Annotated in this window: 12 protein-coding genes; 7 read left to right on the forward strand and 5 right to left on the reverse strand. The window is 43.0% G+C overall.

All coding sequences use genetic code 11. The features are described from left to right. Nucleotides 1–21 precede the first annotated feature (21 nt). Together KZC02_RS30985 and KZC02_RS30990 are read right to left on the reverse strand one after the other, a co-directional pair. Nucleotides 22–2,526 (reverse strand): ELWxxDGT repeat protein, encoded by a 2,505-nt coding sequence (locus tag KZC02_RS30985; protein WP_221392192.1) that lies wholly within the window; start codon nucleotides 2,524–2,526, stop codon nucleotides 22–24. A 581-nt stretch (nucleotides 2,527–3,107) separates the two neighbouring features. Further along, on the reverse strand, nucleotides 3,108–3,464 hold the full coding sequence (locus KZC02_RS30990; protein WP_221392193.1) for a hypothetical protein: 357 nt from the start codon (nucleotides 3,462–3,464) through the stop codon (nucleotides 3,108–3,110). Between the two features lie 383 nt (nucleotides 3,465–3,847). Here KZC02_RS30990 and KZC02_RS30995 point away from each other — a divergent pair, with 383 nt between their 5' ends. Together KZC02_RS30995 and KZC02_RS31000 are read left to right on the forward strand one after the other, a co-directional pair. Then, the gene (locus KZC02_RS30995; protein ID WP_221392194.1) at nucleotides 3,848–5,368 is read left to right on the forward strand and encodes an FAD/NAD(P)-binding protein; all 1,521 of its coding nucleotides are present in this window, start codon (nucleotides 3,848–3,850) and stop codon (nucleotides 5,366–5,368) included. A gap of 91 nt (nucleotides 5,369–5,459) precedes the next feature. Continuing rightward, nucleotides 5,460–6,266, forward strand: coding sequence for an AEC family transporter (locus KZC02_RS31000; RefSeq protein ID WP_221392195.1), 807 nt, complete (start codon nucleotides 5,460–5,462; stop codon nucleotides 6,264–6,266). Between the two features lie 150 nt (nucleotides 6,267–6,416). On the opposite strand, the gene KZC02_RS31005 is transcribed toward KZC02_RS31000, so the two are convergent. The 3 genes from KZC02_RS31005 to KZC02_RS31015 all read right to left on the reverse strand — a co-directional run bounded on the left by KZC02_RS31005 (nucleotide 6,417) and on the right by KZC02_RS31015 (nucleotide 12,581). Beyond that, entirely contained in the window at nucleotides 6,417–7,805 is a 1,389-nt protein-coding gene (locus KZC02_RS31005; RefSeq protein ID WP_229254435.1) for a sulfatase, read from the reverse strand. A 67-nt stretch (nucleotides 7,806–7,872) separates the two neighbouring features. Then, nucleotides 7,873–9,459 (reverse strand): RagB/SusD family nutrient uptake outer membrane protein, encoded by a 1,587-nt coding sequence (locus KZC02_RS31010; protein ID WP_229253903.1) that lies wholly within the window; start codon nucleotides 9,457–9,459, stop codon nucleotides 7,873–7,875. Between the two features lie 35 nt (nucleotides 9,460–9,494). Continuing rightward, a complete protein-coding gene (locus KZC02_RS31015) occupies nucleotides 9,495–12,581 on the reverse strand; it encodes a TonB-dependent receptor (RefSeq protein WP_221392198.1) in 3,087 nt (1,028 codons plus the stop codon). Nucleotides 12,582–13,297: 716 nt separating this feature from the next. Between KZC02_RS31015 and KZC02_RS31020 the strand changes: the two genes are divergently transcribed. The 5 genes from KZC02_RS31020 (at nucleotide 13,298) to pta (ending at nucleotide 23,575) form a co-directional block, all read left to right on the forward strand. Next, the gene (locus KZC02_RS31020) at nucleotides 13,298–17,149 is read left to right on the forward strand and encodes an ELWxxDGT repeat protein (RefSeq protein ID WP_221392199.1); all 3,852 of its coding nucleotides are present in this window, start codon (nucleotides 13,298–13,300) and stop codon (nucleotides 17,147–17,149) included. A gap of 201 nt (nucleotides 17,150–17,350) precedes the next feature. Continuing rightward, nucleotides 17,351–17,578, forward strand: coding sequence for a hypothetical protein (locus KZC02_RS32340; RefSeq protein WP_229253904.1), 228 nt, complete (start codon nucleotides 17,351–17,353; stop codon nucleotides 17,576–17,578). Further along, complete coding sequence (locus tag KZC02_RS31030) at nucleotides 17,572–20,028, forward strand: ELWxxDGT repeat protein (RefSeq protein ID WP_221392200.1); 2,457 nt, start codon at nucleotides 17,572–17,574, stop codon at nucleotides 20,026–20,028. Before KZC02_RS32340 ends, KZC02_RS31030 begins: the two co-directional genes overlap by 7 nt. After that, a complete protein-coding gene (locus KZC02_RS31035; RefSeq protein ID WP_221392201.1) occupies nucleotides 19,925–21,178 on the forward strand; it encodes a DNRLRE domain-containing protein in 1,254 nt (417 codons plus the stop codon). Before KZC02_RS31030 ends, KZC02_RS31035 begins: the two co-directional genes overlap by 104 nt. Before the next feature lie 300 nt (nucleotides 21,179–21,478). Beyond that, entirely contained in the window at nucleotides 21,479–23,575 is a 2,097-nt protein-coding gene (gene pta / locus KZC02_RS31040) for a phosphate acetyltransferase (protein WP_221392202.1), read from the forward strand. The last annotated feature ends 14 nt before the right edge of the window (nucleotides 23,576–23,589 follow it).

A 23,589-nucleotide genomic window follows, 5' to 3' on the forward strand; every position in this document is an offset into this window, starting at 1 on the left:
GTCTTTCTGGTTTAGTAATTCTTATTTTATCAGCAGCTTGATCGTCTCCTGATATTGAAATGACCGGAGTTTTACAAAATAAATACCAGCAGACAGATTTGAGGACGCCAGGTTAATATCTGCATCTTTAACCGCTTTTGATGATGCAATTTTTTCAAAATGGTATATTCTGCCGGTTACACTTGTCAACTCAATATTTAATTCACCTTCATGCTTGTCTGAAATTTTAATCGAAAATTTCTTGCTGGCAGGATTTGGGAAAATTGTTGACGGAGCCTTTTCTACCTGCCTATCTTCTACCTCATTACCTTCTCTTGCCAATGGTGAAGTGTTTGGCGACGTATTAATAATCAGCCTGGGTCTGTCTCTTGAATTTTCGCGGCTATTAAAACCAAATAATTGATTCTGGTTTGTGGCATCAGTCAGTAAAAGGCTTACAGTCTTGTCACCTGCCAGTTGATCCCTTACATAAGTGGTCAAATCAATTTCATGATAACGGCCGTTGTAATAAATCTGGGCTGATCCCAGTTCACCGCCTGATGAAGCAGGGGAATTGGACCAGGTAATGCCGTTTTCTGTCCAGGAATCCGAAGGAACCCCAAAAACAGACGCCTTTAACTGTTCGCCATAGTCAAACTTATTGTGATATAGAAGCAGTCTGGCAGAAGTTACGCGGCTTACCCCTTCAAGTGAAAACTTAAGAAATGCCTTCCGCTCATAGCTGGGAAGGCTTCCTGATTTTACATCCAGCGTAGTATCAGTTCCGAAATTAAGGTTGTTGCTTGGAATATTACGGACATAAGCATCTGCAACAGGTTCCAGACTGACCTGCTGACTGGGCAGAATTTCTATAGCGGCAATGATTGGATTGTCCGCCAGTCCTTTAAGAAAGTCTATGTTCAAAGTCCCGTCTGAAACAGTTACAGGAAAAGTTTCCGTCCTTGCCCGCATGGCACCACCGGCTGCCTGGAAAAGATCATAATTTGTTAGTTTTCGGCTACCTTCTATATTCACATGGAAACGGCGTTTATTAACCCCTGTTGCTCCGCCTTTGCCCGGAATACCCCAGAAAGTTTCAGCAAAATGCAGGACGACGCTTTTTGATCCGTTTGTAACAGGAATATTATAACTAAATGAAGGCCCGTAACGTTGCTCCCTGTATAACTGGTCATCATTCGTATTAAGAAAATCTCCGGCGGGCGTAGTTGAAACATTAGAAGTTCCGGTAAAATACTGGTCCGCGCTAAAGGTTCGGCCATCACTTATTACCACTGCATTGCCGCCGGTATTAATGCGTGTAGGATCTGGTAAACTTTCCGGAACGAACTCGTATAAATCAAATTCCCGGGAGCTATTATAATGCTGGTAAGCGCTGACCAGCAGATGGTTGCCAATACTTAACATGGAGCCAAAATCAGTGTTACCGCCTGGTGTGAAAATGGTTGTCCGGTATGTACCCTGTTGTGTACCATCGGTCCTCCATAGTTCATTACCTGAATCAAAAGCCCCTCCCTCAAAGTACAGAATATTTTTGTGTACAGCGGAACTCAGCGTTGAGATTGAAGTTAGTTCGGTATGAAAAGCCGGTGCCGTGTGTTTCAGTAGTGTTGTACCCGCAACTGTACCGTCGGTCTGCCAAACCGCGTTACCAAATTGGTTATTATGATTGACGAACATGAACTTTGTTCCCAGCTTTGCCAGGGGAAAAAGCGAAATGAAATCTCCGGGCGCTGTATGTATCTTGTATGTTCCGGCCAAAGTTCCGTCGCTTCTCCAAAGGTCTATTCCGATGCAAAACAGGTACAGCTGATTTATTTCCGACGTCCAGGCAATTAAGATTTCTGATCCGGTGTTAAATTCAAATACCTGACGTGTCCCATTGCTGGTTCCATCAGAAACCCACAGTTGTTTTCGGCTGTCCGGCAAACGGTAAAAGAAATACAGTTTGTCACCAACTATCTGTATTGTAGGATTGTAGTCTAGTCCAGATCCTCTTTGGTAACTGATATTTTTTACAAGAACGGTCCCTTCGGCAGTTCCGTTACTTTTCCATAATTCATAATTCTCAGTATCGTTAATGGCCCAGAAATATATCTGGCCTTTAAATACAAGCGGAGTTGGAAAACTTGGTCTTCTGAAATATTTGACCATTACTGTACCCGTTTCGGTGCCATCGCTTTTCCACAACTCGATGCTGGGATACTTTTCAACAAAAAAATACAGGGTGCCGTTTACATTGATCAGATCGGTGATCGTCGAATTAGCTTGCCCGGGAGAAATATCCTTTACAAGCATTGTTCCTTCTTCTGTTCCATCACTTTTCCACAGTTCGCGGCCACTGTCGTTTGTGTTTCCCAAAAAGAACAGCGTTTGATCAACAGCAGTCAGCTCAAAGCTTCTTCCTTGTTCTTCATCTCTATTGGGACTAATGTGGGCGACATAGTTGGTACCTGCAGCAGTACCATCACTTTTATATAAATCACGGCCGTCCTGGTTATTCACGAAGAAATAGGCAGAACCACTCATGTCAACAAATTGCCCGACCTGGGTTCCTGCGATTGAGTTGAAATCTTTTAAAAGCGTGTAGTCCTGTGCCCAGCAGATGCTGAGTGCAGAAAAAGCAAAAATAGCGTCAATCCCGGTAGTGTTTTCATCATTCTGTACGTTTGAAAATTGTGGAGAAATTCAGGAAAGATAGGAGTGATGTGAAATACGGAGGCTTATCGTAGAAAAGCTACAAAAAGGCAGTTGTCTTTTACAGGGTGCTGCCTTCGAGTCTATTCTTATGATAGAATAAATTTATCGAATTTTGTTGATTAATATTTAATAATAAAAATAACCGGGCAAATTTTTTTTTAAGCTAGGGCTCGTTAACAACAACGAAATCAGGAGAAAAACACGATGATCTGTTTTAGCAGCGCAACATAATATTCGGTTGGCTTTTCCGTGTTTTTATAAACAGGTGTTAACAGGCAACTTATTTTAACATGAGTTGAATTGAAGTGATCATAAGAGAGGAGATAATAATGGTATTAGGTCTAAAATAAAACTTATTATCACCGATTGATACAATAGTACAGCGCCTTTATAATAAATAAGTAAAAATTTCAGCCAATTTCAAATGGGAATTTTTTGCTGAATTCGACGATAGCCGGGCTTTCATCTTTTCTTTTTTTTAATGCAAAGCCCATGAGGATGAGCCGGTTCAATATGAATTTTGGATTTTCGGTATAAATTACCCAATTCTCAGCAGTGGGGTGGCTGGAAATTTGAAAAGGTGTAATTCCCATATCAGGGATATTTTTACGATCGGAGCTGATCAGTAATACATTGCCGAAGCTGTCCAGGTCAACTTCTAATTCACGGAGATCATAGCGGTTGTCTCTGCCGGTAATGGTAATTTTTTCAATTAATCTGTGGGCTTCCAGATTCGATATACTCGCTGAATTAAGTAGTTCGCTCATTGAATGAAATTTGTAAAAAAAATGTGTAAATTAAATTTACAATTATTTTGAATATATACTACAAAATATGAAAATAAATTGTCGCAAAAAGTTAAACAGACTATTATTAAATAGTTAATATGGCAGCTCGCTTATCAAATTATATACGCCTGCAACTTTCTAATGGATTTGTAAAGCCCTGAAATATTTGTTGGCGTTGGTATTTTGTATTGTAGCCAATGTCTGCTCCAACTTGAATCAATACAGATTGATCACATATTTGCCTGCTGGAAAACAGGATTGAATATTTGTTTCAATAGAAGAAATTTTAAGAGAACAGAAATTAGCACGATTGTTTTAAGGACGGATACCAGCTAAATCAATCGTTCTGAAAATTTAACAGTGTGAATTCTTTAAACCTTACAATTATCGGTGGAGGTGCCTGCGGGATTTCCTTATTTATCGAACTCTTTCTGCAATTGCGTATCGCAGGTTTGCATAAAAATGTCTCCATAACCATCATTGAAGAAAACGAGGAAGTAGGGAAAGGGCTCGCCTTTGGTACCCAACAACCCGGACATATTCTTAATACCCAGGCCCAGCTGATGGGAATCCATTTCACAGAACCGGAGCATTTTAGTGATTGGCTCAAAAAACATAACGAACGCATCGGGCAGGAAGTGGTAGATAACCAGGGACAGGATGAGGCTTTTACTACCCGACGGCTTTATGGCGATTACCTTAAGGAACAGTTTGAGTTTTATTTTGAACTCGCAACTAGGGAAGGAATGAAGCTAAAAGTAATCCATGCCAGTGCGAAAGGTGTAACAGAGTCAGAAAATGGTTATGAGATACAGCTTTCAAATGGTAAAAAAGAGGTTTGTAATTACCTGGTTTTATCTTTGGGAACACCCGTTTCCAGTGTATACAGTGAACTGGATAAGTTTAAAAATTACTTTGATTCTCCCTGGCCATCTTCAAAAATATTGGAAAACGTACCACAAAAAGAGGATGTTGCCATTATTGGGTCCAGCCTTAGTGCCATTGATGCTTTAATGACTCTGGCAGATAATGATCACGTTGGTAGAATTACCTTTTATTCCCTGGACGGGCTTCTTCCAAGGGTTCAGGTGGAGAAGCCAAAACCCTATGAATGTAAATATCTGACGATCAGTAATCTCCATAAAATACAGCGGGAAAAGCTGAGAAGTCCGTTCGTGAGCGAGGTTTTCAGGCTGTTTATCAAAGAGGCAGAATATTTTGCAGGAAAAAGCATTGACTGGAAAAAAGCTATGCGAACAGCAATGAGCCCTCAGGAACGTTTGAAAGAGGACATTGCTATTTCTAAAAATGGTGGCGATGAACTCATAAATATTCCTTATGCCTTAAGATACGACAGTTCACAAATGTGGAAGTTACTCGATGAGCGGGGCAGGATTAAATTCAAGAAATGGCTGGGAAATTATTGGGCTGTCAACCGTCATTGTATGCCAATGGTAAACGCAGTTCGTATCGAAAAGTTATTTGATTCCGGGCAGCTTAAAGTTGTAGCTGACCTGAAAGATGTTACTTATTATGAGAAAGAGAAAAAATTCACGCTCTCTTACCAAAATAAATCGGATAAGGTTAGTTACGTCATCAATGCAACCGGTCCGGCTTCGGCAGTTAAGGAAATGAAATCTGACCTGGTACAGAATCTGGCTGCCAATAACCTGATAGAATCGGAAGAAACCGGCGGAATAAAAATTAATACCCAAACCATGCAGATAATCCGGAATGGTAAATCAGTCCCAAATTTTTATGCTCTCGGCCACCTTGCCAACGGACTTCTGCTGGATGTGAACGCGGTCTGGTATAATGTAAAAACGATTGGCAACCTCTGTCATCATTTAATCGATAGTATCACGGGTGAAGATATTGTTTAAATTATATAGTGAACTTCTCCCTGTATTGGCATTTATACCTGCCGGGTATTTTTTGAAGAAAAGGTTTAATATCAAACCTGAATACATCAGCATGCCACTTATAAAGTTCCTGCTGCCTGTTCTTGTATTCTTTAACATGCTGGATGCAGAAGCCGGGAAGCTGTATGTATTGCCGGTATTTACACTGATCCTGGCTTTGGCAATGGTTCCGGTGGCTAATTTGGCACAAAAACAGCTTGCATCCGACTTTGATCCTTTGCTTCTCAGGGCCTCATTTTCATTTTTTAATATCGCATTTTTTGGAATACCAACTGTAACTGCGCTTTTTGGTGAAGAAAAAGTAAGCACGCTGATCTGTATCTATCTGGGCTCTGCGCTTTACGGAGATACGATCGGCTATTTCCAGGTAGCGAAGTCGAAGCTGGAGACCAGTGGAGCGTTAAAAGAGGTAATTAAAATCCCTTTCCTTTACGTATTTGTTGCAGGGATTGTTTGTAAATCTTTAGGTATGCAATCACTTGAGGAACTGGGTGGAATTCTGAAAGTGGTTAGTCTGACTGTATCCTGTGCAGGTATGATTATCGTTGGTTTTCAATTAGCCGATATCAGTCTGAAAGAAGTTAAAATACCTTATTACTTAAAATTAATTGGTGTCAGGACAATTGCAGCCATGGCAATTATTGGCGTGTTGATTTTTGCAGAATATACTGTTTTTAACAGCCTGGAAACAGATGATTATAAAATGCTTTTTCTTGTTTCACTTTTCCCAGTAGCTACCAATGTAACAGTTTTTGCTTCCTTCCTGGGCTCTGAACAGGAGAAGCCTGCGCTCATTGTAGTTATTTCTGCATTGCTGTCCCTTGTGCTGGTATCAATAGCAACTTTATTTTTAATGTAATTTCGAAAACATTTAAAACAGATTATAAAAACATTCAGGAAGAAAAAGGAAGTCAGGTTTATGCGGGCGTGATACAAACCAGTTCACATAAACCTGACTTCCTTCAATTCAAACTCTGAAAAATTTCCTTTTTTATTTTACAAAAACCACTTAATTATTTCCAAATTTTCTGCCGGGCCGAACATTTTTTCCGGTACGTTGCTGCAATTCGTCACCCATATCTTCACGGGCTTCTTCTGCTATTTTTTCAAGTTCAGCTACGATCTGCGGATTTTGAGAATACACATCATATCGCTCACCAGGGTCACGACCAAGATTATAGAGTGCAGCCGGTATGGCGTTATTTTCAGATGTAGGGCCTGGCTGGCCATCTTTTCCAGGTAATGAACCTTCATAAATACGTCCCGGATGTGCAAAAATGAGTTTCCAGTTGTCCTTACGAACTGCTTCCAGGCTATTTTTCCGGTAGTAATACACAAAGTTTTCACGAGGTTTTTTGGTATCGTCACCTTTCAGCAGATCGACAAATTCAATTCCGTCAATTTTCTCTTTTGGCAATTTAGCACCTGTCAGTTTCACCAGCGTCGGGAGGATATCAATATTGGATAACAATTTGTTCGAAACCCTTCCGGCCGGTACCACACCCGGCCACCTGATAATTGCAGGAACGCGCTGTCCTCCTTCAAAAGAAGTCCCTTTTCCTTCACGGAACCCACCGGATGAACCCGCATGGTCTCCATAATTCAGCCAGGGCCCATTGTCGCTGGTAAATATCACAATCGTATTGTCGTCCAGTCCCTGGTCTTTCAGCTCTTTCATAATTTGTCCAACTGACCAGTCCAGTTCCATCAGAACATCACCAAAAATACCATGCTCACTTTTTCCTTTAAAATTGGCACTTGCCGCCAGCGGAACGTGCGGCATCGGTTCAGGAACATACAGGAAAAACGGTTTTTTCTTATTTTTCTTAATAAAAGAAACAGCCTTTTCCGTAACGGTTGGTGTAATCAGGCTGGCATCTTCCAGGTTTTTAATTTCTTTCACCTGTTTGTTTCCCTCAATCCAGAATAGGGGAGGATACTTTGCCTGTTTCTGCCAGGGATGAAGCGGCCACATATCGTGAGAATACGGAACACCATAATATTCATCGAAACCCTGTTTTAAAGGAAGAAAAATAGAATCACTTCCCAAATGCCACTTGCCAAATATGCCGGTAGCATAACCGTTTGCTTTTAATAATTCTGCAATGGTTTCCTCTTTCGGATCAAGTCCAAGCCCCTGATTTGGCCCGAATGCCCCGGCTACACCTAGGCGGTTTGGATAACAGCCGGTGAGCAGTGCGACGCGGGAAGCGCTGCATACAGCCTGAGCTGCCATAAAATTGGTGAAACGTGTTCCTTCTGCTGCAAGTTTGTCTATGTTCGGCGTTTTGTAACCCAATGCACCTGTTACCGACAAATCGCCATAGCCCATATCATCAATAAAAAACAAAACAATATTGGGCGTTTTGGATATGGGTTTAGGAGCCAATGCTGCCATAAAAACAGCAAAGCCCAAAACAAAAACGGATAAAATTACGAACCTTATTTTTTTTATAATCAACATGTTACCAACCTGGATTTTGCGTTAATGATGGATTTAAATCTCTTTCTTTTTGAGGAACAGGCCATAAATAATGGCGGCTCACATCGAATGTTTTGTTCACTGCAATTACCTCAACGGTTTTAAGTGCACCCGAAGCATCCTTATAGGTAATACCGTAAACAGGTCCCGGAATTACTTTTTCAGCCGTTTTCCAGCGACGGATATCAAACAAATGCTGCCCTTCAAATGCCAGTTCAACGGTTCTTTCCCTGCGGACAATTGTTCTGAGCTCTGCTTGTGACATACTGGTTACAGAAGGTTGTTTTACGTCACTTCTACCATTTCTTACCAGATTTATTGCAGCCAGCACGCTTGCATCAACCTGGCCCAATTCAATTTTGGCTTCAGCATATGTCAGTAAAATTTCAGCGTATCGAAGCAAAATAATGTTGATACCACTATTTGCCGGATTGGCATAATCCTCGGCAATAATGTATTTTTTGATATTAAATCCGGTTGTAGAGGCAATGTAAGTACTTCCGATAGCATCGGCCGTTCCACTGGTCGGCTGTGGCTGGAATGTAATTCCGCTTGGTAAAATATCGCCCTGAAGGAAAACAGAATATTTCAACCTGGAATCCCTATTAACGTAAGGTGTTGCCGGATTATAACCGCTGGCAGCATCCGTAATCAGTTTGCCGTCCAGTGTTTCGTACATGTCAACGAGCGCTTTGGTAGGAACGTAACTGCTCTGGCTGTTTTTCTGGCTGTAAGGTGCCAAAAGTGGAAAAACGTTGATGGGATAATTGTCCTTAATAAATTGCCTGTCAAATAATACTTCCTTATTATTTTCAGCTGCATAACTGAACAGTTTTTCATAAGATTCATATAAACCGTATATCCCTGACTTTATGACTTTGTCAGCTGTTTCTGCCGCTTTCTGGTAACGGCCTGCATACAGACTGGCTCTTGCCGCCAGTCCCAGTGCGGTTCCCTGCGTCACTCTGCCTTTATCTGCTGCGGTGTAAGTTGCGGGCAAAAGTGAGGCTGCTTCGTTCAGTTCTGTGTCAATAAAATCCCAGATTTCTGCAACCGGTGTTTTTACCAAAGCCCTTCCTTCATCGATTGTGATGGAAGAAGTTACCAGCGGAACATCGCCATAAAATCCAGCGAGTTTAATATATTGATAGGCGCGTAAAACTTTCGCTTCACCTTTGAGCTGGTTGATAAGGGCTGTATTCGTTGAAGGGATTTTGTCTACGTTTTCAAGGAAATAGGAGGTCGCACGGATTCCTCTGTATGCGCGTTTCCATTCACCGTATATTTTCGAACTTGTCCCGTCGTAAGTTCCGAGTTCAACATACGCCTGTACATCAAAATTCTGGTTGGTGTGCGCAATGTCCGTTAGTGCATCCCAGGTAATAATATTTGTACTGTCCAGATCCGTGTATAATCCATTCACCGCCAATTTTGCATCCTGCTCTGTTTTCCAGAACATATCCACGTTTAATCTGTCGTTCGGCACAGTTTCTAAAAGGTCATTATCGCAGGAAATCAGTAAGCCTGATGAGATTGCAAGCGACAGTGTTATATATTTTAATGTATTCATTTTCATGATTTTCAGGTCAATAGTGTTAATGATGATCAGAATTGCAGATTCAAACCGGCTGTGTACAAGGCAGTTTGAGGATAATATACGGCACGTCCGGAAGGTGCTTCCGGATCCAGGTTCCACTCATTCAGTTTTGAGATCGTGAAGATGTTGGTCGCTGAAATATAAACCCTGACTCTGCTCAAATGTATTTTCTGAGTCAGAAGTGTCGGTACATTATAAGCAAGCTGCACATTTTTCAGCCGCAGGTAAGAACCGTTCAGGATCAGACGATCCGAAGTAGCCACATTTCTCAAATCGTATTTGACCGGGCGTGGAAAACGGGCATCGGTGTTCTCAGGAGTCCAGTAATTATTGGTATAAATTTCGTGCGTAAAACCTTCCTGATTTCCCATTTCTGCCAAAGCCCCAGCCAGGCGTGAATCCACTTTTGCTGCACCCTGGAAAAGAATATTCAGGTCAAAATTCCTGTAGGAAAAATCCGCGTTAAAACCATAAGTGTATTTTGGAAAAGAATTTCCAATGGCTGTCATGTCATTTGCATCAATTTTCCCATCATTGTTCAGGTCCACATACTTAACATCTCCTGGTTTTGTATTAGCAGCGTAAGTCGCTTTGTATTCCGTAATTTCCTGCTGCGACTGGAACAATCCGTCTGTTTTATAACCCCATAGTGTATTGATAGGCAATCCTTTTTTAATAATATATCGCGGATCAATATCCGAACCGGTGATATAAGGTCCCGTTCCTTTCAAATCCGTTACCATGTTTTGGTTGATGCTTAAATTACCACCCACGTTATACCTGAAACCTGAGGCACCCGGCGTACCGCGGTAATTCAGACTGAATTCCCAGCCTTTATTCTGAACAGAACCTGCATTTTGCGGTGGTGCAGTTAAACCAATTGTTGCCGGAATATCCAGGTTCAGCAAAATATCATCGGTTTGTTTGTTGTAATAATCGACAGTCAGGTTTAGTTTTTTACCAAGAAAAGATGCATCCAGGCCTAAATCCAGCTGTGTTGTTGATTCCCATCCCAGGTTCGTATTTGCCAGTGTATTCTGGAGATAACCCTGCACCGGCGATCCGCCGAAGCTATAACCATTGGCAGTCAGTGCAGCATAATAACTGTACAGATCAACCGATTGATTTCCGGTTATACCCCAGGAGCCTCTGAACTTCAAATCGTTTACCGTATTTTCAAGTCCCTGCCAGAAATTTTCTTTTGAGATTCTCCATCCAGCAGAGAAAGAAGGAAAAAAGCTGTATTGTTTTGCACCAGTGAATTTGGAAGAACCGTCATAACGGCCGTTTACCTCAACCAGATATTTTCCGTTGTAATCATAATTTACCCTGCCAAAAAAGGATCTCAGGCCGTAAACTGCGTCCCGCCCGGAATTTGTTTTTGTGCCGTCGTTAGCTCCCTGGCCAATTGAACCGATATCATTGTTGTAAAAACGCTCGCGGTAAGCCGATAAAAATGTTTGCGTATTGCCGATCTGGGAATAACCAACGAGCGCTTTCAGATTATGGCTGCCAAAACTTTTTTCATAAGTCAGCAGATTGTTGATCGTATACTCACGTAGGTTATTACGGACCTCGGTCAGACTGTTGTTTGCAATAGTTTTGGTAATATTCGTGTTCTTATCTGTATTGACGTAAGAATTTGTGTAGTTTTTTTGTTGTGTAAAAAGCCCGCGACCGGCGATTTGCGTGGAGAAAGTTAATCCGGTTGCAATCTCAAAATCTGCTTTTACAAAACCTGCGAGGTAGTCCATTTTTTGTAAAGATTGTCCGCCTATTTCCAGAAACATCAAAGGGTTATTTCCCTGCGTACTCAGGCCGTAAGTTCCGTCGGCATACTTGGGAACCGCCCAGAGTGATCCGTGGAAGAAATTGTTCAGCGGCGCATCCGGATTGGTAGTTGGGCTTTCTGTACTGTTATAACGATAATTAATATCGGCACTCACACGAATTTTTTTAGAAACGTCATAATCTGTATTTAGCCTGAATTCGCCGATTTTGTTACCGAAATTCTTGATTACGCCATTTTGGTCCTGATAGCGGATACTGAGGCGGGTACGTAACACTTCGCCACCGCCGGCAATGGATAAACTGTGATTTTGCTGTGGTGCAGAACGTAATAAAGTTTCAAACCAGGTATTTGGCATCGGATATTTCTCGCGGTCTGTTGCATTGACATAAGCCTGTATGGACTCTTCCGTGAAACGCGCGGGAATTGCTGCACCTGCATTGGTGTACGCAGCAACCTGTTCGCGCATATAAGCTTCCAGCCCCATCATTTTAGGCACGTTATTCGATTTCTGGATTGCGTAATAGCCATGATAATCCACCTGGACTTTACTTCCTTTCGCTCTTTTTGTGGTTATCAGAACGACCCCGTTTGTTGCCCGTGAACCATAAATGGCGGTGGAAGCAGCATCTTTTAAAACAGAAACGGATTCAATATCGTCCGGATTAATATCGCTTAATTGTTGTTCAATGCCATCAACGATAATAAGTGCATCATTTTTCCCAAGATCATAACCGCTTGTACTGCTTCCGTTTATATTGAAAGTAGTAATGCCACGCACTCGGATCGTTGCATTCGACTTTCCGGGCGATCCACCCAGGTCTGTCACCGCAACACCAGGCATTAATCCCTGAAAGGATTGCTGGATATTGGAAACAGGCCTGCGGGCTACGTCTTCACCCGTGATGGTAGATACGGAATTCGTAAGACTGTTCCTTTTTTGAGTGCCATAACCAACTACAACCAGTTCGTCCAGCTGTTTTGTGTCGGCTTCAAGCCGGACGTCAACAATCGTTCTGCCTTTCAGCGGAGATTCCTGGGTAACGTACCCGATACCGGAGAAAACAAGAACTGCATCGGACGGAATACTCAATTCATATTTTCCGTCAGCGTCTGTAGATGTGCCGGTAACTGTGTTTTTTACAACGATATTAACACCTGGCAAACCGGTTTTATCGGTTGCTGATGTGACTGTTCCCTTTACCGTAACATTTTGGGAATAAGCTTGTAAGCTAAGAAAAATGAAGCCGGACAGGAAAACCCATTCCCGTAAATTCGGGATTGACCTGGATAAATTTTTTAACATGTTTTTGACTTGGATTAAAATTAATAGGTATGGTTTTAAATAAAAACCGGATGAAATTTTTCACTCAGGCAAACCTGCGGAACCTCATTAATTATGGTTTTGAGTTGTACCTGTGAAAGATCAAAGCAAAGGTTTTAGATCAATAAAAAGGAAAGCTGTATTTTAACAACAGTAAAAACCTGAATGGGAAGAATGAAGCGGAAACAACAGAAGAGGACTCGTTCGGATCGAAATAATAGCGGCTAATTTCATAACGTTAAAAAGTTTGGTGGTTACCTGAATATTAAATCTCATAGACTATATAATCTATTTAACTTATAGACAAAGTAAATTGTATATTCAGTAATTACCAACGGGATGACGTACCAATTGTAAAATTCGGTGTGATTTTGCGGTATATTAATATTAAAAGTGCAAATCGTATTATTATCTGATACAGAACCAAAATTGGGTGTCACTTTATTTAAGTAAGTTGACACATTTAATTCTGAATATTTTTGATGTTTCGAGATAACTATAAAAATAGGCCAGATTGCATCATGGCCTTAATAAAGCAGTAAGTCAATTAGGATAACTCATTTGATGCACATATTTAAGGTCAAAAATTCTTTCCATTACCTTTTTTCCCGACAATTACATATTCCATTTTTTTAAAAAGTATGTATTTTTAATGTTAAAATAGTAAATAAACAATATTGACTTAACGATCAACGCTTATGAAAAGACATCTGCTGTGGCTGGCATTTTCGTTGATGATCATGCCTCACATTTTAAAAGCACAAACCATTGACCTGGTTAAGGATATCAATGTGACCGGGCCGGGTACTGGCGTAATTATGGGAGAAAGAGCTGCTGCCGGTAACATGCTCTTTTTTCTAGGCAGCGATTCTGCCCACGAAAGACAGCTTTGGAGGAGCGATGGGACTTTAGGGGGTACAAGAATGTTAACAGATATATCTTATGATTTAAGTTATCCGCCTCAAGGGCTGTTTACCGCTAATGGACTTGCCTTTTGCCAGTTTCAATACAATAAACGTTTTTGGCTGTTTAGAAGTGACGGGACTACTGCTGGCACTTTTCCTCTTGTCGAGTTGCCATTTGGTCTGCCTGATGGTCATTCAGTCCTTGAGGCCAATGGCAGTGTATATTTTTCCAATGCCGGTCCGGACGGCAGCAGGCAGCTCTGGAAAACGGACGGAACAGTGGCCGGGACAACCATGGTCAAAGAAGTGGTGCCCACAGGAAGCAATTCAGTTGGTCCGCTTGACCTCTTTAATTTCAACAGTATCCTGTATTTTCTTATAGGTGTGGGAAATGAAAATGGAAGTACAGATTACCAGCTGTGGAAAAGTGATGGAACAACGGCAGGCACCGTTCCCGGACCAGCTATGCTCGGCCGTTTCAGGCCGGCATCAGTAAACGGGTATATGTACTTTTCTGAAAATAATTCTTTAAAGCGTACTGATGGCAACACGGTCACTACCATCAAAAGCTTTTCTTATGCAGGTGACCCCGTAGTGGTCGGTGCAACTTTATATTTCTCAGCTCAGGATGGTACTACAGGTACCGAGCTTTGGAAATCCAACGGTACAACTGCCGGAACTGTTCTGGTGAAAGATATTAATCCGGGCACCAACGCCTTCTCCATGCCACATAACCTGATTAATGTAAACGGGACTTTATTTTTCGCTGCCCTTTCTGGTATGGCTGGTGATACTTCGGGTTACAGACTCTGGAAAAGTAACGGAACCACTGCCGGTACGGAAATGATAATACCCAGTGCCTGGAACGTGAATGAAGTTATTGCAGTAGGCAACCAGGTCGCTTTCAGTGGAAGGGACCCGCTGGATGCATCAAAAATCTGGGTAACAGACGGCACCAATGCCGGCACGAAGGTCCTGGCTGATTTCTTTGGCAACCTGCTGATCAATGTCGGCGGCACTTTGTTTTTCAGACAATTTGAACCTACTATAAGGCGGGTCTTTAAAAGCAATCTGACCCCGGAAGGTACAGTGCCTGTCTCACCTTGGTCAGGTCCGGGTTCGGAGCCACACGATATATTTGACCTGGACGGCACCGGTTATTTTGCAGCCAATGACGGGACCAATACACGTGAGCTCTGGAAGACTGATAAGTCAACCGGCGGTACAGTACTCATAAAGGATTTTCTGATAGGTACATTTTCGCTGTACCCAGAACAATTTACCAATGTAAACGGAACATTGTATTTTGTTTCCAATGACGGGATGATATGGAAAAGCAACGGTACCCCGGAAGGCACGGTACTGGTTAAAAATATGGTACAAATGCATCCCTATCATAAGACCACCGGCCTGATCGGATTGGGCAATACACTCTTCTTTTTTGTATATAATGCGGGTGCTGAAAAACTCGAGCTATGGAAGAGCGACGGGACATCGGCCGGAACTGTGCACATCAAAACCTTTTCAAAAACCAATTTGCCGGACTGCATTAAATCGGTTGTATTAAACGGATTGTTATATTTTCTTGCCTGGGACGGGATAAACAGTTATGAATTGTGGAAAAGCAATGGAACAGCGGCTGGAACGTCACTGGTTAAAGATATCTCCGAGAGAGGAGGAGCTATCGGTTCACCGCTAATTTTGAACAATAATATTTATTATATTCTCGGAAGTCCCGACGAAAACTCGACACAGTTGCTGGTTAAAAGCGATGGGACTGCCAAAGGTACCAATGTCATCAAAACTCGGTATCCGGATGATGAATTTATTTATACTTCAGATCTATTCACAGCTGGTAACCTGGTCTATTTCGATGTTTTCAGTTCCAGTCAGGAAAAGGAGTTATTATGGAGAACGGACGGTACGGAAGCAGGAACTTTCCGGCTAGCCGATTTTGATTTTGTGGGCAATCTTCCTAACATCCGTCACAAAACAAACGTTGGTGGAAAATTGTTTTTTGTACCCTACGACGATGAGACAGGCGAACAGCTATGGGTAAGTGACGGCACACCTTCCGGAACGCACATGGTGAAAAGGATTGGCAGCGGAATGGATAAAATAACCATCAGCCATTCAGCTGCCGTGGGAAACGTTTTTTACTTTACACCCAATCATCCGGCAACCGGAACAGAATTGTGGAGAAGCGACGGCACAAGTGAAGGCACTTATCTGGTTTATGACCTTACTTCGGGCAGAAGCGGTACCCGCTTTTTTGATCTGGCCAATGTGGGAGGTACGCTGCTGATCTCTGCGGATGCAGGCAAAATTGGTGCTGAACTCTACAGATACCAGCCAGCTATGACAGCGCTGCGTATCAATTCCGGCGGTGCTGCCTTTGCCGCCTCAGGTAACCGTCCGTTCAGCACAGACCAGTATTTCAGCGGAGCTACCCGGATCTCTAATGCCGCAGGCGGGGATATTTTGAACACAACAGATGACCAGCTCTTCAAGGAACAGCGCACGGGTCCGGCATTCAGCTACAACCTTCCTGTCAGCAACGGGCCGATGCAGGTCGTACTGCATTTTGCCGAGATCTACTGGGGTGTTCCAGGCCGGGGCGGATCAAACGGAACAGGAAAACGACGCTTTCATGTCGATATTGAAGGCAGCAGGAAATTAAAAAATTATGACATTTTCAGTGCTGCGGGCGGTGCGATGCGTGCCCAAACGGAAAGCTTTATGGTCAACGTCACGGACGGCATCCTGAACATTGATTTTCTTGCAGGTACAGCCGATCAGCCCATGATTGCCGCCATTGAAGTATTACCGGTGCAGGTGGATCTTGGCCCGCTTGCAGATGCATTTGTACGCAACAAACCCAATGACAATACCAGTTATGGAACAGCCGAAACACTACAGATAAAAGCCGGAAGCCTGCCTGCCTATCAGCGGAATACCTATCTGAAATTCCCGCTTAATGGAATCAGCGAGGTCAGTTCGGCGAAACTCCGCCTGTACGGTTCCAATGTGCAGAGCGGGGAAAATACCAGCGTTGCAGCTTATGGTGTCAGTGATGATTCGTGGATAGAAACGGACATTACGTGGAATAACGCACCTGTTTTCTCAGGAAGTGCACTGGGCTCAGTGAATGTAAACGGCAGCGCCGAATATTACGAGATTGATGTAACGCCCTTTATAAAATCTGAGCTGGCAGGTGACAAGGTCGCAAGTCTTGTTCTGACCAACCCGGACAATCAGAACGCCCGGCTGATATTCAACAGCCGTGAGAGTAAAGCCAACCGGCCGCAGCTTATCATCCGGTCTTTGTCATCGCCGACTGCGAGAATGGGGGAAGAAGCAGATTTTGTGATAGCTGAAAATGAGCCGGAAGTTTCTGGAATTTATCCCAATCCGGTTACCGGAAAACACTTTTCGGTCAAAGTTTCTGAACGGCACAAAGGCGATATAACATTAAGTTTGATCAACAAAACAGGAGCGTCCCTGCTTATCCGGAATATAACAGCCAATGCAATACCGGTTGTTGAAATGGACGTTTCAGGATCACAATTACCAGCCGGCGCCTATTTATTTAAGATTGAATCTATGGCACACAAAGAAGTACTAAAATTACTGGTCTCAGAATAGCAATATCTTTAAGAAGCACTAGAATAAAAGTCCTGGTAATCAGGACTTTTATCATTTAAAGTTACGGTTAATAAATAAAGGCTCGGAATCCCTGATTTTTCAGTTATAATCTTATTCATATATAGTCTATTTTTTATTTAAATAGGTATATTTAATGGTTTTGTTGTAAATAATCAATAAATATTTTAACGATCAACGTGTATGAAAAAACATTTGCTGTGGCTGGCATTATCACTGATGATGTCACACATTTTGAAAGCACAGACCATTGACCTGGTCAGGGATATTAATGTGACCGGAACCGGTACCGGCGTTACAATTCTGGAAACAGCTGCAAGCGGGAATATTCTTTTTTTCTCGGTAACGATGGTATTCATGGAACCCAGCTCTGGAAGAGCGACGGGACTGCGGCAGGGACATTCATGCTGACCGACATTTTTAATGACCCTGAGGTACCACCAACATCCCTGAGGGCTGCCAATGGTCTTGCTTTTTATAATGTACTCTACAACAATCAAATATGGCTGTTCAGGAGTGATGGTACCAAAGAGGGGACTTTTCCTTTAAAAACAACAAGCATTGCATTTGGTGAGAATAATATACTTGCGATTAACAATTCCATTTATTTTTCTGTCATCAGTTCCAGCGGCAGCCATCAGCTTTGGAAAACGGATGGTACGGTGGCGGGCACTGTTCTGGTTAAAGAAATTTCAAATAATATACTTGGTGCAACAGGAGCATTTGATTTCTTCAATTTCAATGGCACACTTTACTTCCTGTCCGGTGTACGTTACAGCGGACAGGAAAACTTCCAACTCTGGAAAAGCGATGGAACAGCAGGAGGTACAGTTCCCGGCCCTGCTTTTGGCGATCGTTTCAGGCCGGTAGCATTTAATGGTTACATGTATTTTTCCGAAAATAATGTTTTAAAGAGAACTGACGGGGCTATAATTACAGCAATTAAAACTTTTACTTTTCTGGATGACCCCATAGTTGTCGGGACTAATATATATTTCTCGGCGCAGGACGGCACAACAGGGGCAGAACTTTGGAAATCCAATGGTACAGCCGCCGGAACAGTTCTGGTTAAAGATATTAATCCCGGCACCAATATATCTTCCTTTCCTGCATACTTATCTAATGCAAATGGCACCTTGTATTTTTCTGCTGTAACTGCTGCTAATAATGGACGCGAGTTGTGGAAAAGTAACGGAACTGCTGCCGGTACCGTGCTCGTGACAGATGTATTTTCAGGAGGTGATGGCAATGTACGGGAAGTTACTGTTGTGGGCAACCAGGTTGTATTTACCGGAAACAATTCGTCGGGCCCAAAGCTGTGGAAGAGTGACGGAACGAGCGGGGGAACCCAGGTCATTGCTAATTTTTACAGCACTCAGCTTGTCAATGCCGGTGGGACTGTATTTTTTAGCGGTACGGAAACCATTGTGACGCGTTTGTATAAGACCAATCTGACCCCGGCAAGCACCATAGCTGTTTCTCCATTGACAGGGCCAGGTTCACAGCCTCAGAAAATGTTTGATTTGAACGGTACCGGTTATTTTACGGCTGATAATGGTATCAATGGCCGCGAACTATGGAAAACCGACAACACAAATGCCGGAACTGTACTGGTAAAGGATATCCTGCCGGGATCCGGCAGCTCAAATCCTGACCAGCTGACCAATGTAAACGGGACACTTTTTTTTGTGGCCAATGCACAGGAAATCTGGAAAAGCAATGGCACTTCGGCTGGCACGGTGCTGGTTAAAGATGTAGTATCAGTATCAAGCGACCGGATCACCGGACTGATAGCATTAAATGGAACACTTTTCTTTGGCATTGCAACCTCTTCACAAACTCTTCAGCTCTGGAAAAGCGATGGCACATCGGCTGGTACTGTGCTGATAACTACTTTTCCGAATACAGGCAACCTGGCTGCGATAGCATTTAATGGTCAGATTTACTTTCTCGCATGGGATGGAGTCAACAGTTATGATCTCTGGAAAAGTAACGGTACGGCTGCGGGAACGACGCTTGTCAAAGACGTTGCAAGTAGCGGAGGAGCGTCCGGACCGCCCGTTATCCTTAACAATTACCTCTATTATGTCTTAGGCAATTACGAAAGTTCTGGTCAGGTGTTGGTAAGAAGCGATGGCACTTCAGCTGGCACGACAGTGATCACAAATCTGTTTCCCGGTGATTCCGGTCTTACAATTTCGGGGCTCTTCAAAGCGGGAAACCTGCTCTATTTTAATGTACTTGGAACTAGCGCAGGCAGGGAGCTTTTATGGCGAACAGATGGTACTGCGGCCGGAACTATTCAGCTGGGCGATTTCGATTTACACTACACCGAGGATCCTTTTATTCGTCAAAAAACCGAAGCAGGAGGCAAATTCTTTTTTGTACCCTACGACGATGAGATAGGAGATCAGCTTTGGGTAAGTGATGGTACACCTTCGGGAACAAACATCGTGAAACAGATCGGCCAGTTTGCCAATGATTTTACGATCGACCACACGGCTGCAATTGGTGATGTCATTTACTTTACACCTTATGATGCAGCAACTGGTACAGAACTGTGGCGAAGTGATGGCACCAGCGATGGCACCTATATGGTCTATGACCTTACCCCGAACGGCAGTACCCGTTTTTACGATCTGGCCGATGTGAACGGAACATTGCTGATATCGGCAAGTGCGGGTCCGCTTGGTGCTGAACTATACAAATACCAGCCGGCACCAGCTGCCCTGCGTATCAATTCAGGAGGTGCTTCTTTTGCAGCTTCCAGGCAGCCGTACTTTTATTGCCGACCAATATTTCAGTGGCACGACGCAAATTTCCAATGCAGCCGGCGGAGATATTGTCAACACAACGGATGACCAGCTTTACAAAGATCAGCGGTTTGGTACAAACTTTAATTACAGCATCCCCGTAACCAACGGGCCAATGAATGTCGTGCTGCATTTTGCTGAAATATACTGGGGTGTACCCAGCCGGGGCGGCTCAGCAGGATCGGGAAAACGACGTTTCCATGTAGATATCGAAGGCAGCAGGAAACTGACTAATTATGATATTTTTACAGCTGCGGGCGGTGCCATGCGCGCCAGGACGGAAATATTTACCGTGAACATTACGGACGGCACCCTGAATATCAGTTTTCTTTCCGGCGCATCGGATAAACCAATCATTGCCGCCATTGAGATAGTGCCGACTCCGGCAGTAATTATCGGCCCGCTTGCCGATGCGTATGTCCGTAATACGCCCAATGATAATACGAACTATGGAACCGAAACCTCACTCGAAATAAAAACAGGCAGTTTGCCCAGCTATCAGCGGAATACTTACCTGAAATTCCCGCTTGCAGGAGTGGATAATGTAGGTTCGGCCAAACTGAGGCTGTATGGTTCCAATATACAGGGCAATACGAATATCGGCTTGTCTGCTTATGGCATTACCAACGATGCCTGGACGGAAACGGGTATTAACTGGTCGAATGCACCAACAGCCTCCGGTAGCTCATTAGGCTCAGTGAATGTGAATGGTACAGCCAAATATTATGAAATTGACGTTACAGCCTTTGTGCAATCGCAACTGGCCGGAGATAAAACGGCAAGCTTTTTTGTGACCAATCCAGGAAACCAGAATACGCAGCTGACCTTCAATAGCCGTGAGAATGGGGCTAACCGGCCGCAACTGGTCATACGGAACGTGGCACCGCCTGCTGCAAGGATTGGGGCAGAAGACGATATGATTTCAATAGAAACTGATCAGGATGCTTCTGGTATTTACCCGAATCCGGTTAATGGAAAACACTTCTCTGTAAATGTTTCCAACCGTCACAAAGGTGAGGTGGATCTGAGCCTCGTCAACAAGACAGGGCAACTCTTGCTTTTGAGGAAAAAACCTGAAGGAACTGCATCTACTGTTGAGGTAGATGTTTCGGCAACACGATTGCCGGCAGGCCTTTATCTATTGAAAATTGAATCGAAGGCACATAAGGAAGTGCTGAAGTTGCTGATGGTAGAATAAAGAGGTTGCAGAGTCCTTTGGAATTAAAGCACAAAAATCCGCTGAGTAAATCATATTTGCTTAGCGGATTTTTGTGCTTTCAGGCTTTAAAAAAAACTGAATAACTGAAATCAGATTTAAGTCAGCACATTCAGGGATAGGAGGCTATCAATTCTATCTCAATTTATTCCACTTCGATTCCATTACCTTCGTACAATCTGCCTGGAAACTTGAAACTATGCAATGGAAGAAATTCAATTGATCATGGCATAATATTATTATTTAACAATTGCTGAAAACCTCCATTAACCACATTACAGGATGACTAAATCAATTTTTATCGCATCGGCTGAGCCATTTACAGGCAAATCTGTTATTGCACTCGGGCTGGTCAATATGCTTCTTGGTAAAACAGAGAAAATCGGATATTTTAAGCCCATAATTTCTGAGCAGGCTCCTGGAAAAAAAGAACGGCATATTGAGGCCATTCTGGATTATTTTTCCCTCTCTATTCCTTATGAGGATACTTATGCTTTTAGTCGTCCGCAGGTTTTACAGTTTACCGAAGCTGAAAATCAGGGCGAAATGATCGATACTATTATCAGTAAGTATAAAAAACTTGAAGACAATTACGATTTTACAGTGATTGAGGGCAGTGATTTTCTGGGAGAAGGGATTGCTTTTGAATTTGAATCCAATGCAGCCATTGCTAAAAATTTAGGCGCACCGGTTCTGGCAGTTGTAGGAGGAGAGAACAAATCCACTTCACAGGTTGTAAGTGCTGTGCTGAATATCCTGCATAATTTCGAAACGCGGGAAGTGCAGGTCGTCGGTGTGATAGTTAACCGGGTAAAACCTGAACAGGAAAATGACATCAAGGAATTGCTGAAAATGCAGATCCACGAAAGTATCATGCTATCTGTTATCCCCTGGAACAAGGATCTTCAGAGCCCAACCATGAAAGAGATCTGTGATGCGCTACAGGCAAAGTTACTGTTTGGTGAAGATGCACTTGCCAATCAGGCTGATAACTTTGTGACGGGCGCTATGATGCTGCCAAATTTTTTAAACCATATAAAGGAAAACGTACTGATCGTTACACCTGGTGACCGGGGTGATATTATTATCGGAGCCATTCAGGCTAATCTCTCAGCCAATTATCCGAAAGTAGCAGGCATAGTATTAACAGCCGGTACAATTCCTGACGAACCTGTCATGCGTTTGATCCAGGGTTTACAAACAGTGATTCCTATCATGTCTGTTGAAAAAGGAACGTTTGAAACGACCACTGCGATTGGTGCCATTCATTCAAGAATTACTGCTGATAACAAAATGAAGATTGGTCTTGCGATTGATATTTTTGAAAAATATGTCGACGTATTAGCCCTGGATGAAAGGATCATCACTTTTCAGCCACGCGGCATTACGCCTCACATGTTTCAGTACCAGCTTGTAAAGTGGGCAAAAAACCAGAAGAAGCATATTGTACTGCCTGAAGGAAATGATGATCGTATATTAAAAGCGGCTGCAAGGCTAGTAAGTCAGCAGGTTGTTCAGCTCACAATTCTGGGTGATCCTTCCGAAGTTACTGCATCTTTTAAAAGACTCGGGTTGAATCCCGACATGAATGATATACAAATTGTTGATCCAAAGGCTTCCGACAAATATGATATCTATGTAGATAAACTGTTTGAATTAAGAAAAAACAAAAATGTAAACCAGGAAATGGCCAGGGACCTTATGCAGGATGTATCCTATTTTGGCACAATGATGGTTTATTTGGGCGAGGCAGACGGCATGGTTTCAGGAGCCATACATACCACCCAGCATACCATACGGCCTGCATTACAATTTATCAAAACAAAACCAGGCGTTTCAATCGTGTCTTCTATTTTCTTCATGTGTTTGCCGGAAAGGGTTTCTATTTTTGGAGATTGTGCAGTTAATCCGAATCCAACCGCTGATCAACTGGCTGATATTGCCATTTCATCCGCAGAGAGTAGTTTAATGTTTGGTATTGAACCACGGATCGCCATGTTGTCCTATTCTTCGGGCGCTTCTGGAGAAGGGGAGGACGTGGAAAAAGTGAGGGAGGCTACCAGGCTTGTGAAACTTAAACGCCCTGATCTTAAAGTGGAAGGGCCAATCCAGTACGACGCCGCCGTTGACCCTATTGTTGGCAAACAAAAACTATCGGGATCCGAGGTTGCAGGAAAGGCAAGTGTACTTATTTTTCCGGATTTGAATACGGGAAATAATACTTATAAAGCCGTACAGAGGGAAACCGGCGCACTGGCAATTGGCCCGATGCTTCAGGGACTCAACAAACCTGTGAATGATTTGAGCAGGGGTTGTACGGTTGATGATATTTTTAACACAGTGGTCATTACAGCCATTCAATGCCAGCAAAACGGATAGATTTAATAATCTAA

The sequence above is a fragment of the Dyadobacter sp. NIV53 genome (assembly GCF_019711195.1).
Taxonomy (GTDB): Bacteria; Bacteroidota; Bacteroidia; order Cytophagales; family Spirosomataceae; genus Dyadobacter.

Excerpts from the sequence above, each read along its gene's own strand:
- KZC02_RS31005 (WP_229254435.1), bottom strand. The coding sequence starts at position 7,805 with ATGGCAGCATTGGCTCCTAAACCCATATCCAAAACGCCCAATATTGTT.
- KZC02_RS32340 (WP_229253904.1), top strand. The coding sequence starts at position 17,351 with ATGAAAAAACATTTGCTGTGGCTGGCATTATCACTGATGATGTCACAC.
- KZC02_RS31030 (WP_221392200.1), top strand. The coding sequence starts at position 17,572 with ATGCTGACCGACATTTTTAATGACCCTGAGGTACCACCAACATCCCTG.
- pta (WP_221392202.1), top strand. The coding sequence starts at position 21,479 with ATGACTAAATCAATTTTTATCGCATCGGCTGAGCCATTTACAGGCAAA.
- KZC02_RS31020 (WP_221392199.1), top strand. The coding sequence starts at position 13,298 with ATGAAAAGACATCTGCTGTGGCTGGCATTTTCGTTGATGATCATGCCT.
- KZC02_RS31015 (WP_221392198.1), bottom strand. The coding sequence starts at position 12,581 with ATGTTAAAAAATTTATCCAGGTCAATCCCGAATTTACGGGAATGGGTT.
- KZC02_RS30990 (WP_221392193.1), bottom strand. The coding sequence starts at position 3,464 with ATGAGCGAACTACTTAATTCAGCGAGTATATCGAATCTGGAAGCCCAC.
- KZC02_RS30985 (WP_221392192.1), bottom strand. The coding sequence starts at position 2,526 with ATGAGTGGTTCTGCCTATTTCTTCGTGAATAACCAGGACGGCCGTGAT.
- KZC02_RS31000 (WP_221392195.1), top strand. The coding sequence starts at position 5,460 with ATGCCACTTATAAAGTTCCTGCTGCCTGTTCTTGTATTCTTTAACATG.
- KZC02_RS31010 (WP_229253903.1), bottom strand. The coding sequence starts at position 9,459 with ATGAATACATTAAAATATATAACACTGTCGCTTGCAATCTCATCAGGC.